Annotated in this window: 15 protein-coding genes; 12 read left to right on the top strand and 3 right to left on the bottom strand. The window is 44.7% G+C overall.

The features are described 5' to 3' along the window. Positions 1-3: 3 nt before the first annotated feature. The 6 genes from IGI69_RS01530 (at position 4) to ftsY (ending at position 9299) form a co-directional block, all read left to right on the top strand. Positions 4-873 (top strand): ABC transporter permease, encoded by an 870-nt coding sequence (locus tag IGI69_RS01530; protein WP_153883525.1) that lies wholly within the window; start codon positions 4-6, stop codon positions 871-873. 16 nt (positions 874-889) lie between these two features. Next, on the top strand, positions 890-2674 hold the full coding sequence (locus tag IGI69_RS01535; RefSeq protein WP_422704965.1) for an oligopeptide ABC transporter substrate-binding protein: 1785 nt from the start codon (positions 890-892) through the stop codon (positions 2672-2674). 213 nt (positions 2675-2887) lie between these two features. Then, positions 2888-3580 (top strand): ribonuclease III, encoded by a 693-nt coding sequence (rnc, locus tag IGI69_RS01540; RefSeq protein WP_005227136.1) that lies wholly within the window; start codon positions 2888-2890, stop codon positions 3578-3580. Positions 3581-3595: 15 nt separating this feature from the next. Beyond that, positions 3596-7174, top strand: coding sequence for a chromosome segregation protein SMC (smc, locus tag IGI69_RS01545; RefSeq protein WP_422704964.1), 3579 nt, complete (start codon positions 3596-3598; stop codon positions 7172-7174). A 12-nt stretch (positions 7175-7186) separates the two neighbouring features. Further along, the gene (locus IGI69_RS01550) at positions 7187-8005 is read left to right on the top strand and encodes a Cof-type HAD-IIB family hydrolase (RefSeq protein ID WP_005227138.1); all 819 of its coding nucleotides are present in this window, start codon (positions 7187-7189) and stop codon (positions 8003-8005) included. 1 nt (position 8006) lies between these two features. Then, complete coding sequence (gene ftsY, locus IGI69_RS01555) at positions 8007-9299, top strand: signal recognition particle-docking protein FtsY (RefSeq protein WP_438739461.1); 1293 nt, start codon at positions 8007-8009, stop codon at positions 9297-9299. A 281-nt stretch (positions 9300-9580) separates the two neighbouring features. Here ftsY and IGI69_RS01560 read toward each other — a convergent pair whose 3' ends face one another. Then, a complete protein-coding gene (locus IGI69_RS01560; protein ID WP_005227140.1) occupies positions 9581-9949 on the bottom strand; it encodes a BlaI/MecI/CopY family transcriptional regulator in 369 nt (122 codons plus the stop codon). A gap of 246 nt (positions 9950-10195) precedes the next feature. Between IGI69_RS01560 and gshAB the strand changes: the two genes are divergently transcribed. Continuing rightward, complete coding sequence (gshAB, locus tag IGI69_RS01565) at positions 10196-12460, top strand: bifunctional glutamate--cysteine ligase GshA/glutathione synthetase GshB (RefSeq protein ID WP_074535384.1); 2265 nt, start codon at positions 10196-10198, stop codon at positions 12458-12460. A 70-nt stretch (positions 12461-12530) separates the two neighbouring features. On the opposite strand, the gene IGI69_RS01570 is transcribed toward gshAB, so the two are convergent. Continuing rightward, entirely contained in the window at positions 12531-12950 is a 420-nt protein-coding gene (locus IGI69_RS01570; protein WP_005227142.1) for a hypothetical protein, read from the bottom strand. A gap of 14 nt (positions 12951-12964) precedes the next feature. Further along, complete coding sequence (locus IGI69_RS01575; RefSeq protein ID WP_422704963.1) at positions 12965-13417, bottom strand: YueI family protein; 453 nt, start codon at positions 13415-13417, stop codon at positions 12965-12967. A gap of 107 nt (positions 13418-13524) precedes the next feature. Between IGI69_RS01575 and IGI69_RS01580 the strand changes: the two genes are divergently transcribed. The 5 genes from IGI69_RS01580 to IGI69_RS01600 all read left to right on the top strand — a co-directional run bounded on the left by IGI69_RS01580 (position 13525) and on the right by IGI69_RS01600 (position 16435). After that, on the top strand, positions 13525-14094 hold the full coding sequence (locus tag IGI69_RS01580; protein ID WP_005227144.1) for a GNAT family N-acetyltransferase: 570 nt from the start codon (positions 13525-13527) through the stop codon (positions 14092-14094). Positions 14095-14109: 15 nt separating this feature from the next. Further along, positions 14110-14487 (top strand): iron-sulfur cluster biosynthesis family protein, encoded by a 378-nt coding sequence (locus IGI69_RS01585; protein ID WP_005227145.1) that lies wholly within the window; start codon positions 14110-14112, stop codon positions 14485-14487. A gap of 1 nt (position 14488) precedes the next feature. Further along, complete coding sequence (locus tag IGI69_RS01590) at positions 14489-15382, top strand: metallophosphoesterase (protein WP_422705059.1); 894 nt, start codon at positions 14489-14491, stop codon at positions 15380-15382. An 85-nt stretch (positions 15383-15467) separates the two neighbouring features. Further along, positions 15468-15689, top strand: a complete 222-nt coding sequence (locus tag IGI69_RS01595; protein WP_005227147.1) for a DUF2829 domain-containing protein — start codon at positions 15468-15470, stop codon at positions 15687-15689. Beyond that, positions 15686-16435 (top strand): 3-oxoacyl-ACP reductase, encoded by a 750-nt coding sequence (locus IGI69_RS01600; protein ID WP_422704962.1) that lies wholly within the window; start codon positions 15686-15688, stop codon positions 16433-16435. The genes IGI69_RS01595 and IGI69_RS01600 overlap by 4 nt, the downstream gene beginning before the upstream one ends. Positions 16436-16455: the final 20 nt, after the last annotated feature.

Here is a 16455-nt window from a genome sequence, read left to right on the forward strand (position 1 = left end):
CCTATGGGATTAAAAATGATTTTTCGCGAATTCTTAAAAGATAAAATGGCGATCTTTTCACTAGTGTTGTTAGTCGCAGTTTTATTGTTCGTGTTTATCGGCTCAGCAGTTATCGACCAATCACAAGTGATGCGTGTCAGCATCCTTGATAAATACGCTGTACCCGGCGCGATTTCGCCAAACGGCGGCACCTACCTTTTAGGGGCGGATGAAGGTGGCCGTGATGTTTGGGGACAATTGATCATCGGTGCGCGTAACTCAATCTTGATTGGTTTTTCAATCACGATCATTACGTCGATCGTTGGGGTCGGACTAGGGATCATCTCAGGTTACTACGGCGGCATCATTGATAATATTTTGATGCGTATCGTTGACTTCGTTATGATTTTACCGATCATGCTGATCATTATCGTTATCGTATCGATCGTACCTCGTTATAACGTTTGGACCTTTATATGGGTCATGAGTGCCTTTTACTGGGTCGGAAAAGCAAGGCTCTTCCGAAGTAAGACCCTTTCAGAAGGCCGTCGCGACTATGTTAGTGCATCGAAAACCCTCGGAACCAATGACTTTGTCATCATGTTCCGCGAAATCATGCCGAACCTTAGCTCATTGATCATCACCAACTTAACAATGAACTTTGCAGCGAATATCGGTATTGAAACGACACTAACATTCTTAGGTTTTGGTCTGCCGACCAATGTTCCAAGTTTGGGAACACTGATCGGATATGCCAGCAGCGGTGATGTGCTGGTCAACAGACAGTGGATCTGGTTACCCGCATCAATTCTAATTTTAGTCTTGATGTTGAGTATCAATTACGTTGGTCAAGCATTTAAGCGTTCAGCGGATGCGCGTCAACGACTAGGATAAACAAGGAGGATACAGGATGAAGAAAAATATTTTTGGTATGGTCACTCTTTTGTCAGTGTTAGCATTGGCAGCTTGTGGCAGCAACGGCGGCGGAACTGATTCTTCTGGTGGCGGCAATGCAGCGACAGAAACAGAAGATATCAGCTCAATGCCAACAGAAGTCAACAATGACGAGGATGCAATCGAAGGCGGAACATTGGACGTTGCAGTAGTGATGGATACGCAGTTCCAAGGGTTGTTCCAAACAGAATTTTATCAAGATAACTATGATTTCCAATTTATGCAACCAAGTAATGAAAGTTTGTTCTTAACAGACGCCGATTTCCGAATCGTTGATGGTGGTGCGGCTAATCTTGAATTAGACGAAGAGAACAACACAGCAACAATCACATTGCGGGACAACTTGAAATGGTCTGACGGTGAAGATGTAACGGCAGATGACGTGATCTTCTCTTATGAAGTAATCGGTCATAAAGATTATACAGGTATCCGTTACGATAATAACTTTACTAACATTGTTGGTATGGAAGATTATCATGATGGCAAATCTGATACAATTTCTGGTATCACCAAAGAAAGTGACAAAGTTGTTAAAATTCAATACAAAGAAGTTCATCCTGGTATGATGCAAGCAGGTGGCGGTATTTGGTCTTCAGCATTACCAAAACACGCCTTTGAAGGAATTGAAGTCAAAGACATGGAATCAAGCGATCCTGTTCGTAAAACACCAATCGTCTTTGGTCCATATGTAATGTCAAATATTGTTGCAGGAGAATCTGTTGAGTATGTACCAAATGAGTACTACTATGGCGGCGCTCCTAAAATGGATAAATTATCATTTAAAGCTGTTCCAACTTCTTCAATCGTAGAAGCTTTGAATGCGAAACAATATGATATTGCATTGTCAATGCCAACAGATACGTACCCAACCTACAAAGATACTGATGGTTACCAAATCTTAGGTCGTCCTGAACAAGCCTATACTTATATCGGCTTCAAAATGGGAACTTGGAATGATGAAGAAGGAAAAGTTAATTACGATCCTGAATCAAAAATGGCAGATAAATCATTGCGTCAAGCAATGGGCTATGCATTAGATAATGATGCTGTCGGAAGCCGTTTCTACAATGGTTTACGTACAAATGCAACGACATTAATCCCACCAGTATTTGGTACATTACACAATACGGAAGTAGAAGGCTACACATTGAACATCGACAAAGCAAATCAATTACTTGATGATGCGGGCTACAAAGATGTCGATGGCGATGGCATGCGTGAAGACAAAAATGGTGAGAAATTAACCATCAACTTTGCTTCAATGTCAGGTGGCGAAACTGCTCAACCATTAGCAGATTACTACATCCAACAATGGAATGAAATCGGACTTGATGTACAATACACAACAGGTCGCTTGATCGATTTCCAAGCATTCTATGACAAGCTGAAAAATGATGATCCTGAAGTTGATGTCTTCCAAGGAGCTTGGGGAACTGGATCAGATCCTTCTCCAACTGGCCTTTACGGACCAAACTCAGCATTCAACTACACTCGTTTTGAATCTGAAGAAAACACGAAGCTTTTAGAAGCAATTGATTCAAAAGATTCATTTGACGAAACAAAACGTAAAGAAGCATTTGATGCATGGCAAGAATATGCTGCTGATGAAGCATTTGTAATCCCAACACTTTATCGTAATGAAGTTTTACCAATTTCAAACCGCGTGAAAGACTTTACATGGGCCTACGATGCAGACCATAACACATGGGCAACAGTCTCAGTTACAGCTGAATCTCGTTAATCAATGATCGATGAAAAGACGTCCTTTCCAGGACGTCTTTTTTTTCTGTTTTTTTGCGAGTATCTGAGGAAAACAGGCTTTTTTATACAGGAGAAGATTAAGTAAATAAAATTTTATTACAGTCTTTCCAAGAATTTGGAGGAAACATTTCATAATTCGGCAAAAACCAGTATAATAGGGAAGTGTCGATAAACTAATGAAGGAATGTGACAAATGAATACACAATTAACGAAAGAACTAAAAGAAAAGTTTGATATTGTGTTCCATGATGTAGATCTGCTTGAACAAGCGTTTACGCATTCATCTTATGTGAATGAGCACCGCAACTTGCACTTGTCAGATAACGAACGTTTAGAGTTTTTGGGCGATGCTGTCTTAGAGTTGATCGTTTCACGGTATTTGTATCGTGAATTGCCAGATCTGCCCGAAGGTAAGCTGACGAAGCTACGGGCGGCAATCGTTCGCGAAGACAGTTTATCCATGTTTGCCAAAGATTGCCGATTCGATGAATACATTCGTCTAGGCAAAGGGGAAGAAAACTCTGGCGGTCGTAAACGACCTTCTTTGCTTTGTGATCTATTTGAAGCCTTTTTAGGTGCGTTATACTTGGACCAAGGACTTGAAAGTGTCAGCGGCTTTTTGACGAAAGTTGTCTTTCCAAAAGTAAAAGCAGGTGCTTTTTCCCATGAGATGGATCACAAGACCCGCTTGCAAGAAGTCTTGCAGCGTGGCGGCGATGTTTCCATCAATTATCGTTTGATCAAAGAAGCAGGCCCCGCCCATGAACGGATTTTTTGGACGGAAGTCTATTGCGATGATACCTTGATCGGAAAAGGACAAGGAAAATCGAAGAAATTATCAGAACAGGACGCCGCTGCGAATGCCTTGGCGGATCTTGAACAGTAAGAGAGGACTGGCGGAGTGTATTTAAAACGAATAGAGATTGCCGGCTTTAAATCCTTTGCCGACCGCACAGTCATTGATTTCGAACATCGAGTGACTGCAGTCGTCGGACCAAATGGCAGCGGCAAGAGCAATATTACCGAAGCGATTCGTTGGGTTTTAGGAGAACAATCTGCCAAAAATCTACGTGGTGGCAAAATGCCTGATGTTATTTTTGCAGGTTCTGACACCCGCAGAGCGCTAAATATAGCGGAAGTGACGATCGTTTTAGACAATAGCGATCATTACTTGCCGATGGATTACAGTGAGATCAGCGTGACTCGCCGCTTGAGAAGAACCGGCGAAAGCGACTTTTTCTTAAATAAACAAGCTTGCCGCTTAAAGGATATCCAAGAGTTATTTATGGACTCTGGGTTGGGGAAAGAATCATTTTCGATCATTTCCCAAGGCAAGGTAGAAGCAATTTTCAGCAGCAAACCAGAAGACCGTCGTGGGATTTTTGAAGAAGCGGCGGGGGTATTGAAATACAAACAGCGGAAAAAGAAAGCCGAGCAAAAATTGTTTGAAACTGAAGACAATTTAAGCCGTCTACAAGATATCATTTATGAACTAGAAGATCAGTTGGTGCCTCTGGCAGCCCAAAGTGATGCAGCCAACCGCTTTTTAGCGTTAAAAGAAAAATTGACGACGGTCGATGTGGCCTATGCGGTCTTAGAGATCACGAAAGCAAAAGAAGCGTGGGAGACAGCCAAAGCTCAACTGAGTACCTTTAACCAAGAACTGGCGCAGATTTCCGAAAAGATCAACCAAGGGGAACTGTCGCTACATTCTTTGCGGCAACAACGTACTGCTTTTGATGAAACGTTGGAGCGTTTGAATCAGCAGCTTTTAGAGGTCACCGAAGGACTGAAGCAAGCCGAAGGGCAAAAAGAAGTCTTGGATGAACGTTCAAAGCATACGCAAAAAAGCTCTGCCGAATACCAAGAAACTTTAGAGGAAGTCACAGAGCGGGTCACACTTTTAAATGAAGAAAAAACGGAACTGATCGGCTTGCTTTCACAAAAGAATCGTAGTGTGCAGGAAGTTGAAGCAGCGATGCTGGCGTGTCAGCAAGAGCAAGAAAAGTACCAACGTTCAGCAAAAGAAATCATTGAAGAGTTGCGTAGCCAATATGTTGAAGCCATGCAGGAGCAGGCAACGATTGGAAACGAATTGAAATACTTGGAGCGTCAATACCAACAAGAAGCCGCGAAAAATCAAACGGCGCTAAGCAAGCAGACGCAAATGAATACGTCGTTGAAAGAAAAGACGACGGAAGCGCAAATCGTGGAAGAGCAGCTGACGCAGGCTAAAGCGATTTTAGAAGAACAACGCAAGCAATACATCCATCTTCAAGAAAAAGCTCAGACCAACAAAAAACGCTTTGATGAAGAACAAAAGAAAATGTATCAGTTAATGAGTCAAGTGCAGCAGGTACGAGCGAAACAGCGCAGTCTGCAAGACATTCAAGAAAATTATAGCGGCTTTTATCAAGGCGTTCGCTTGATTTTGAAAAACAAACAGCAGATCAGCGGTATCGTTGGCGCAGTAGCGGAGTTGATCGATGTGCCGCAAGACTATACCGTGGCGATCGAGACCGCATTAGGCGCCGCTGCACAGCATGTCGTCGTTGAAAATGAACGGGATGCGCGAGCAGCCATCACGTATTTGAAAGAAAATCGAGGGGGGCGTGCAACCTTCCTACCGCTGACGACCATCAAAGCCCGTCATTTGCCAGATTATGCCCGCAATCAAGCCAAGCAAGTATCTGGATTTATCGGCGTTGCCAGCGAATTGGTCCAGTCGCCGGAACACGTCCAAACGATTACGGATAACTTGTTAGGCAGTATCTTGATTGCCGAAGACTTGCAAAGTGCCAATGCGTTAGCACGGGCATTGAACTATAGCTATCGGGTCGTTTCCTTAGAAGGGGATGTCATGAATGCTGGCGGTTCCATGACGGGTGGCGCAACGAAGAAAAATGCCGGTAGTTTGTTTAGCCAAAGCAACGAGCTGCAACAATTGACGGCACAAGCGGCGCAACTGGATGAGCGGCTTTTAAAAACGGAAAAGCAAGTCCAGCATTTTGAAGCAGCGACCAAAGAAGCACAAGCAGCATTAGAAGAATTGCGGACGCAAGGAGAACAGGCTCGCATGACGGAGCATGAGCTGCAAAGCCGCTTACAAAATCTTGAGAATGACCTGAGCCGCTTGAAGCAAGAGCAGCAAGTGTTTGATTTTGAACATCGCGAAGTGCAAGCCTTCTTTGAGGAATATGATGAGAAGAAGACGAGCTTGGAAGAACAGCAAAAGAATATTGCAGCGCAATTGGCGAAAATCGACCAAGATATTCATCAAATGAATGCCGAAGAAGACTTGATCGAGGAAAAACGCCAAACCTTAGCACAAGAAAGTGCGCGCTTGCAGGCAGCTTTCGCAGTTCAAAAAGAACAAGTGGCGCATTTGCAGCAAAAAATTGCCGCTACGAATCAAGCATTAGAAGAAAACGAAGCGCGTCAACTCTCCTTAGAACGGCAGTTAGCTGCCTTGACAAGCAACGTCAGCGATCATGAGTTTTCAGAAGAAAGCATTCTTCAGCGAATTGAAGCCTTCACAAAAACCAAGCAGCAGGTAACAGCGGAATTGACGGTGATTCGTGAACAACGTCAAGTCGTTCAACAAGAAATCGGCGCATTAGACGAAGCCCTGAGTGCTGAAAACTTAACGCAAAAAGAAAAGCTGTCAGAAAAAACCGAAGTTGAGATCGAAAAAAATCGCGCAGAATTGGTGATGGATAATCGTTTGTTGTATTTACAAGAAGAATACAATCTCACCTTTGAAAAGGCAGCGCAAGATTTCCCTGAAATTGAGGATGCAGAACAAGCCAAAGTCGACATTCAGGAACTAAAACAAGCGATCGAGCAAATTGGTCCAGTCAATTTAAATGCGATCGAACAATATGAGCAAGTCAATCAACGGCATTTGTTCTTGACGAGTCAGCGAGACGATCTGCTGTCGGCTAAAGCACAGCTGTTTGATACGATGTCTGAAATGGATGAAGAAGTCAAAACCCGTTTCGGCGAAGTCTTCGATGCGATCCGTTTGCAATTCAAACAAGTATTTCCTAATATGTTTGGCGGCGGTCATGCGGAATTAGTCTTAACAGATCCGAAAGATTTATTGAACACTGGGATCGAGATCGAAGCCCAACCACCGGGCAAGAAATTGCAAAACCTCAGCTTGCTATCAGGGGGCGAACGGGCACTGACTGCGATTGCGTTATTGTTTTCCATTATTCAAGTTCGTCCAGTACCGTTTTGTGTGCTTGACGAAGTGGAAGCAGCATTGGATGAAGCCAATGTCTCTCGTTTCGGTCATTACTTGAGTGCTTTCCAAAATGATACACAGTTTATCGTCGTAACTCACCGTAAAGGAACGATGGAGGCAGCAGATGTGTTGTATGGTGTGACCATGCAAGAATCTGGAGTGTCGAAGACCGTGTCCGTGCGCTTAGAAGAAGTGCGTGAAGGCGGTAGTTTTGCAGCAGATCAAGCATAGAGGAGGAATGATATGATTAAACTGATTGCGATCGATTTAGACGGAACGTTATTGAATGACAAAAAAGAAGTGACTCCTCGCAACAAAGAGGTACTTGCTCGTGCTAAAGCACAAGGCGTGAAAATCGTTATTTGTACCGGACGTCCATTGCGGGCGATCCGTCCCTATTTAGAAGAATTATCGCTGAAAGAACCCGGCGACTACAGTATCACCTTTAACGGCGGTTTGGTTCAAAAAAATGAGACCGGCGAGATCATTGAAAAAGCAGCGATGCAGCTGGCAGATATCCATGAATTGGTTTCAGTGGCGGAAGACTTAAATTTGCCTCTAGACGTGGTATCAGAAGAGATCGTCTTGAGCTTGCCGACTTCAGCAGCGCATCCATCGATTTATGGCTCCTTGAATCCTTTATTGGATTGTCGTCCTTTTGCCGTAGCTGATCTGGATGAATCGATGCTCTATAATAAAGCGGTGATCGCCTACCATCAGGAAGTTTTGGATCCTAAGATCCCTGAGATTTCCTCAGAGATCCGCGAGAAATATGAAATCATCAAAAGCCGGAATAATCTGTTGGAATTTATGCCTAAAGGAATCACCAAAGCCTATGGTATCAGCCTATTGGCGCAAGATTTAGGGATCAAGCAAGAAGAAGTGATGGCGATCGGTGATGAAGAAAATGACTTGCCGATGATTCGCTATGCAGGGATTGGCGTAGCGATGGCCAATGCCGTGCCAATCATTAAAGAGGCAGCTGACGTTGTCACCGTTTCAAACCAAGAAGACGGTGTGGCAGCAGTGATTGAAGAATATGTCTTAAAAGGAGGTGCGTAAGATGGGATTTTTTGACAAAATCAAAAAAGCGCTGATTGGAGAAACCAAAGAAGCAGAGCAAGAAACCGACAAACCGTTAGTCGATGCTGACTCACCAGAGGCACAGCGTTCAGAAGAAAGCCAGCCAGCACAAACTCCTGCTGAACAAGGCGCTTCAGAACCAGTGGCACCTGCAGAAGCCGCCGACTCCAGTGATTTGGAGGCAGAGCAAGAAACTGCTGAAATGTCCCCGCAGCAAGAAGCAACGACAGCGAATAAAGGAGAAGAAGCACCAAGTATTCCAGAAGAAGTGGCTAAGGATACACCATCAGAGGAAGTACCAGCTTCTGAACCAATCCTTCAACCAGCGCCAGAAACGGAAAGTGTGCAGGATAAATACACCAAAGGATTGACGAAATCACGGAAAACCTTTGGGCAACGGATGAACGAATTGTTTGCCAACTTCCGTACGGTGGACGAAGACTTCTTCGAAGAAGTGGAAGAAACGCTGATCGGCGCAGACGTCGGCTTTGATGCGGCGATGAAGATCGCGGATGCATTGAGACAAGAAGTCAAACTACGTAATGTGAAGAAAACGGCAGATGTCCAAAATGTCATCATCGAAAAATTGGTTGACCTATATGGGGAAGCAGGTGTCGGTGAAGTCAACGAGTTGAATATGCAGTCGGGGTTGACCGTCATTTTATTTGTTGGCGTGAACGGTGTTGGAAAAACCACCAGTATCGGGAAATTAGCCCACCAATTCAAAGCCGAAGGCAAGAAAGTCTTATTGGCTGCAGCGGATACTTTCCGTGCCGGTGCCATCGATCAATTAGTGGTCTGGGGTGAACGAGCTGGTGTTGAAGTCGTTCGTGGCAATGCAGGAGGCGATCCAGCAGCAGTCGTGTTTGATGCGATGGAGCGCGCAAAACGAGAAAATGCTGACGTTTTATTAGTAGATACCGCGGGTCGTTTGCAAAACAAAGTCAATTTGATGAACGAACTAGAAAAAATCAAACGGATCATTCAACGAGTGGACCCAACGGCCCCTCATGAAGTCCTGCTCGTGTTGGATGCAACAACAGGTCAAAACGCGATGAATCAAGCAAAACAATTTAAAGAAACGACGGATGTTTCTGGTCTCGTCTTAACCAAACTTGATGGAACGGCTAAAGGGGGGATCGTCTTGGCGATCCGTAACGAGCTGAGGCTGCCAGTCAAATTAGTGGGACTCGGAGAAGGCATCAATGATTTAGAACCATTTGATCCAAATGAATTTGTCGTTGGCTTATTCAAAGGCTTGATCAAAGAATAAAAAAACAGAGCCCTGTGTTAGGTGATACACCTACACATGGCTCTCCTTTATTGTTGCTTTTGTGAGATCAAAGGGAAGAGAAAACGGGTCGTCGTCTCTTTCCACGAGCTTGACTTGTGACGTAAAGCTGAGAACACTTGGCGTGGCAAATGTGGGTACAGCGATGCACGACTTTGCCAAAAATCAGGAAAAGCAGTTTGAAGACTTCGTTTTCTTCTGCACTGTCTAAAAACTTTGGGAAGTATCAGGCAGAATACAACGAGTTCAACGGTAGGGAAAGATTATTTCTTAAGTTCCCCTTGGCGCTCAGTGATCATTTTTTCCAAGTTGTTCAATGTATCGATATCTTTATTGGTTTCGATAAAGTTCGTAATCAAATTCAATAAAGATTGATCAGACAATTCTGCTGCTAAGAAGTCTTCTTGGGTCACATTCGGAGAATACAACCGAGTCAAAACAGTACCGCTGTAGCCGATATCCGCTACTTTCAATAAGTCGTGGTTTTTTAGTTTACGTACGACTGCTTGAATGGTATTCTTGCTTAGATCTTGCTGTTGGACAGCAATGTCATTTGCAGAAAGAGGTTTGTCTGAATTCCAAAAGATATTCATGATTTGACGTTCGCGTTTGGTAAGATTAAGTGGCTTCATTCACTATTCTTCCTTTCAAAAAAGAGTAATATGGACATAATAATTTACTGTTCTATAAGAAGTATACTTTATTTTGAAGGTAAATATCAAATTTATTCAAGTATTTTATAAATTCTTGGTAATTTTAGTAAGAGATATTACAAGTGAGGAGCAAATTTCTGCATTTTTCACCAGTTTTCACTATAATAGATGGAAAGAAATAGCATTTGAGAAAAAATTTAGTAGAAGAACATAGAGGGCAGTCGAATGAAAATAAAAACATTGTTATCACATAAAGAGCTTTTTCCCTATTTATTGAAAGGACGCTACGGGATTGAGCGTGAAGCGCAGCGGGTGCGGCTCGATGGGACGTTTGCAGGTACCGATCATCCTAAAACATTAGGCAATCGGCGCTTCCATCCGTATATCCAAACGGATTTTTCCGAAAACCAACTGGAACTGATTACGCCCGTCGCTGATTCCGTGGATGAATTGTTCCGTTTTTTAGGGGCTATTCATGATGTAGCGTATCGTTCGATGTCAGCAGAAGAAATGCTCTGGCCATTGAGTATGCCACCGGCTTTACCAGAAAAAGAAGAAGACATCGTCATTGCTAAATTAGACCAATTTGAAGATGTGCTCTACCGCCGCTATTTAGCCAAAACATATGGTCGCCGCAAGCAAATGGTCAGTGGGATTCATTTCAATTTCGAATTTGCGGAAGACTTTTTGCAGCAGCTGTATGCTTTGTCTGAAACGAAGGAAAGCTTCCAGACGTTTAAAACGGCACTTTATTTGAAAGTAACTCGCAATTATTTGCACTATCGCTGGTTTTTGACGTATTTCTTTGGGGCGACTCCTGCTTCAGAAGCCAATTATTTTACGACAGAAAACGGACCGCAAGAACCAGTCCGCAGTATTCGCAATAGCCGCTATGGGTACACGAATCACGAAGACGTCAAGGTATCTTACGCTTCGTTAGAGACCTATCTTGCAGATATTGCCAAATTAGTGGAGACGGGAAAGCTTTCAGAAGAAAAAGAATTTTATGCGCCAGTGCGTCTACGTGGGGGAAAACGGGTCGCAGATTTAGCCTCAGCGGGTATCCGTTATATTGAGTTAAGAAATATTGACATCGATCCCTTTGCCCGCTATGGGATTTCCAAAGAGCAAGTCGCATTCTTGCATTTCTTCTTATTGTTTTTAAGTACAAAAGAAGAAGGCAGCGATGCGGATGCGTGGATCGAAGAGGGCAATCAGAGAAATGATCAGGTCGCATTAGAACATCCGCTTGCACCTTTGACTTATCAGCAAGAAGCGCAAGCGCTGATTACTGAAATGATGGACTTTGCCCAAGCCCTTGAGCTGCCGCATCCACCATTTTTGGATCAGCTCTCAGAAATGCTGGCTGAACCAGAAAGAACCTTCGCGGGACGTCTTTTCTCAGCAAGTCAAGCAACCAGTCAAGCCCAGACAGCAACAGTGCTGGGACAAAAGTATCATCAAGCTGCTTGGGAAAAACCGTATCAATTAGCTGGCTTTCGAGCAATGGAATTGTCGACCCAGATTCTCTTGTTCGATGCGATCCAAAAAGGAATCGAAGTGACGGTACTGGATGAAACGGATCAATTCTTGAAATTAGCCGTGAAAGACCACATCGAATATGTTAAAAATGCCAATATGACCAGTAAGGATCAGTACATCGTCCCATTGATCATGGCGAATAAAACGGTCACTAAAAAAATCTTAGCCGAAAATGGCTTTCATGTACCAAGTGGCGCTGAGTTCGCTTCGGCAGAAGAAGCGATCGCGTTTTATCCTCAGATTGCCCACAGCGGGTTTGTGGTAAAACCGAAAACCACCAACTATGGGATCGGTATCTCGATTTTCAAAGAAGGTGCCTCTTTAGCGGATTATCAAGCGGCGGTCGCCATTGCCTTTGCGGAAGATGATTCGATCCTCGTTGAGACTTTTTTGTCAGGGACGGAATATCGGTTCTTCGTGATCGATGGGCGAGTCGATGCGATTTTACTACGTATCCCTGCCAATGTCGTGGGTGACGGCAAGCGCACGATCACGGAACTCGTCGCAGAGAAAAATCTTGATCCATTGCGCGGCACCCATCATCGGACCCCATTAGAGCTGATCCAATTAGGGGAACTGGAACAACTGATGTTAAAAGAGCAAGGGTATCAAGTGGATTCAGTACCCGAAGAGGGGCAGATCGTTTATTTGCGAGAAAACTCGAATATCAGTACTGGCGGTGATTCTATCGATGTGACGGATGACTTCAACGATGATTACAAACAAGTAGCAGTCGATGCGGTAGCCGCATTACAAGCATCTATCAGCGGAATCGATCTGATTATTCCAGATAAAACCAAGCCAGCCAATGAACCGGGGGCTTATGGAATCATTGAAGCCAATTTCAACCCAGCGATGCATATGCACGTTTATCCATACAGCGGGAAAGGCCGACGCTTAACTATGTCTGTTTTACGCCTGTTGTTCCCTGAAGTCTTCGAGAGCTGATGGAAGTACAAAAAGCAAAGAACTGCACACTTTGGAAGGAGAGTTCCTTTCAAAGTGTGCAGTTTTTTTATTAGGATTCAAAAGCAGCGATCTCAATCGTTTGTTTTGTTTCTTCCACCTTGAGACCCGTTCGGGCTTCCCACCATTGTTTCATTTCTTTTTCATACGTGGTAGGAAAACGTTGGATCAAGGTTAATAACGGTACGCCTTGAATCGAGGCGTAGGGAAAGTTTAAAACCAGATTGTACTTCAGTTCCGACAGGAGGCTATAATATTGAAACATCATAAAGTTCATTTCATTCTTATCCTCCAGCAGGAGTACTTTCGGAGCGCGATCCAGCATAAAACCCAAGCTGCGCATCATGAACAATACGCCATCTAGATGGCTGGATTCGATCGTGGGTGCCGTTTTTAACAAATCGATATGCAGATCCAAAGCATCAAGCAGTTCTTTCTTTAATGAAAGGTAGGGCGGTGTTGATTGTTCCATGATAGTTCCTCCTTTTAATGGAAAAGACGTTTCCAAAATGACTTTTTCTCTGGTTGTTCCTGCTCTTTATCCGATGGAGCGGCAGCTGCAGGGAATTTTTTTTCGATATCGATGACGTCTTCATTGACGGCTTCTTTCCCAGCAATCAGCAAGCCGATACTGTCTGGACCGGCATCTTGGGCATCGGAGACGATCCGAAATTCCATCTGTTGCTTGGTCAGTAAAGTGATGTAATCGGTCTGGATCGATTCTGGCAATTTTCCATTAAGCAGCACGAGCGCTCCTTGATAATCTGGTAAGGCGTTCAAGAGCGTTTTCTGGTTGTCCTTCTTCTTCATTTCTGTTACTGTCATACTAAGATAACACCGTTCACGAAACGTGCCTAAATACTTGCGCTGTTCATCTGGGTTGACGCGAGGCGTCCCATACATTCCTGTATCAAGGCGTTTTTCTAATTCGTCTGACATTGAAGTATCCTCCTCAAAGCGTTTACTTATGCTTATTATAGCATATCCAGCAAATAGCAAAAGAGGGGTGCGATCGTGAGAGAGTATTGACAGAAAGTAGGGATCCTATGACAACAAAAGAACGACATTTGCTATTGTTAGCAGAAAATCAACGGTTGGAGACACCGAGGCTGCTCTTGCGTCCTGTTTCCTTGGCGGATGCAGCGGACATGTTTGCCTATGCAAATGATGAAGAAACGACGACCTTCGTCTTTGCTAGACATGGGTCGGTTGAAGAAACAAAACTACGCATCGCCGAGTATTTTGTTGCTGCACCCTTAGGAAAATTTGCGATCGAAGAAAAAGACTCAGGAAAAATGATCGGGACCATCGATTTGCGGGTAGAATCAGAAAAAGAGATCGCTGAGCTCGGTTATACATTGAGTCGCGATTATTGGGGGCAAGGGATTATGCCAGAAGCGGCAATGGCACTGCTGCATTTCGGTTTTGAAACACTCGAATTGATTCGAATTTTTGCTCGACATGATGCCCGAAATCCCAAGTCTGGACGGGTCATGGAGAAAATTGGGATGAAATTGGAAGCAACGATCCCAGCTGCCCGCAAATCGGGTGAAGAAATCATCGATGAAGTCACGCGTGGCATCACCCTTGAGGAATGGAAAAAACGTATCATGTAAAGGAGGGCTCTCGTCATGGAACTGAACATTGAGCCAGCAGCAATTGAAAAAATAACCCCTTATGTGCAGCCAGATGATCGTCTCTACTTGGATTTTGAAGACGGCGTTGGTCCGTTTCCTGCAACGGAGATCACCTGCCGTTTGGACATCCATTTTCGCCTGATCATCGTGCCGCAAAGCTATCCAGAAGAAGGATTGGCGATCTACGACACCCCTTTAACGACACCCTTAGGCACGATTTGGTTGAAGCAAGGGGCTCAGGTGTATTTAGAAGAACAGACTCGGATGCAGGTGGAACCGACCTATCAACGGTTGCAATTGGTGGGAAATAGCGGGATCTTAGCTAACGATGTCCAATTGTTACGGATCGAAAAGCAGACGGCGGGCCGCTGAGATGGGCACGCTGGCGGTTATTAGCGACTTGCACGTCGATATCAACCAATTATTTGATCCCCATCTGCAGCTGATCGCTGATTATTTGCAGCAAAATCAGGTGACCCATCTGCATCTGGCAGGAGATGTGGCGAATAAAAAACAACGGCTATTAGACGTGGTCGCATTTTTTCAAAGTCGACAGGTGCCAACGACCTTTCACTGGGGCAATCATGAAATGGTGGACTTGACGGAACAAGAGATCGAGGCTTTCGATGATCCCGCCTTTCTTAATTTTCAGACGTATCGCTTATCAGAAAAAACACTGCTGTTGGGAATCAATGGCTGGTATGACTACCAATATTCTGATCTGACCAGTGAAGGTGAGATCTTGCGGCTGAAAAATTTGTTTTGGTATGACCGCATGATTCAACGAAAGGGATCGGATAAGGAGATCAGCCAAGCCATCAATGAGCGTTTAGCGGAAACATTGGCCCATTTGCCGCAAGACCAAGAAATTCTTCTTTCTACGCATTTTGTGCCCCAAGAAGCGTTTATTGTGCGGCAGACCGGCAAGTACGCCCGCTGGAACCACCTAAATGCGTTTTTGGGGTCGCCTGATTTTGGCGCAGTGATCGATCAGTACGCCAATGTGCGGGCAGTCGTCTTTGGGCATACCCATCGACGCTTTGAGAAAAAAGAACTTGCGGGAACCAGCTACTATTGCCGTCCCTTCGGCTACTATTATGAATGGCAGTTGACCCGACGCTTCGTTTTGGAAAATCACTTAGCAGAAGCATATTCTCCAACGAAAGTTCGGACGCTGCTGCGAAACCATCATGAGGCATTTGAGGACTATAAAACGGCGCATCTTTTAGAGGAATTGGCGCAAGCGATCACGCTGCTGCCGTATTAGCGCAGCAAACGAGTCCTGCTTGTTTTCGTGATTGAATTTCCAAGCAATTTAAACCATTAGAAGAAACACGCAAAGGAGAAAAATCATGACATTTGAAGAAATCTTACCAGAATTAAAAGCCGGCAAAAAAATCATTCGTGAAGGTTGGGGCGGCTTTGAACTTTATGTGACATTCGTTGAAGGCGAAGTGTACGACAATGCCCCAGTCACCCCTTACTTTTTGATCAAAACAGCAGATGAGGGATTCTCGAGTTTCGCACCGACTGTTTGCGACATTCTTGCGGAAGATTGGAAAATCGTGGAATGACGGCAGCGTGGATCGATGGCAAAACGATTGTGTTTGTCACAGGGGCTGCTTCAGGCATCGGTAAAGCGCAAGCAGAGGCGTTTCTTGCAGAAGGCGCTCAAGTATTTGGTGTTGACTGCCAATCGTTTCCTGATTCGCTTTTAGCCCAGCCCCGCTTTTTCGGCACATGTTGTGACTTAGCGGTGAAAGAAAATTGTCTTGCAGCGGTCCAAGCTTGTGTGACGCACTTTGGCGGTATCACGGTCTTGTTAAATACAGCAGGAAAGCTTGACGGCTATCATACGATCGCTGAGACGACGTCAATGGAGTGGGAGGAGATATTTCAAACCAATGTCTCCAGCATGTTTTATTTAACGAAAGAAATTTTGCCGCTGATGCAAGCCAATGGCGGCGGAACGATCATCAATATGGCGTCGATCGCTGGAATGGTCGCAGGTGGGGGCGGGATCGCCTATACAACCGCAAAACACGCGATCGTCGGGTTTACCAAACAGTTGGCATTGGATGTTGCAGATCAAGGGATCTCGGTGAAGGGCATCGCGCCCGGTGCGATTCAAACGCCGATGAATGCGGCTGATTTTGCCGGTGACGGGAAAATGGCGCAATGGGTGGCAGAGGAGACGCCGGTCAAGCGTTGGGCGCAACCAGAAGAAGTTGCAGCGCTGACTCTTTTTCTTGCCAGTCCGCAAGCTAGTTACTTGCAGGGGACGATCGTGCCCATCGACGGTGGTTGGACCTTGAAATAACTAGCCTGAGCCCATTAGAG

Source organism: Enterococcus sp. DIV1083b, from assembly GCF_051713705.1.
Lineage (GTDB): Bacteria > Bacillota > Bacilli > Lactobacillales > Enterococcaceae > Enterococcus_D > Enterococcus_D casseliflavus.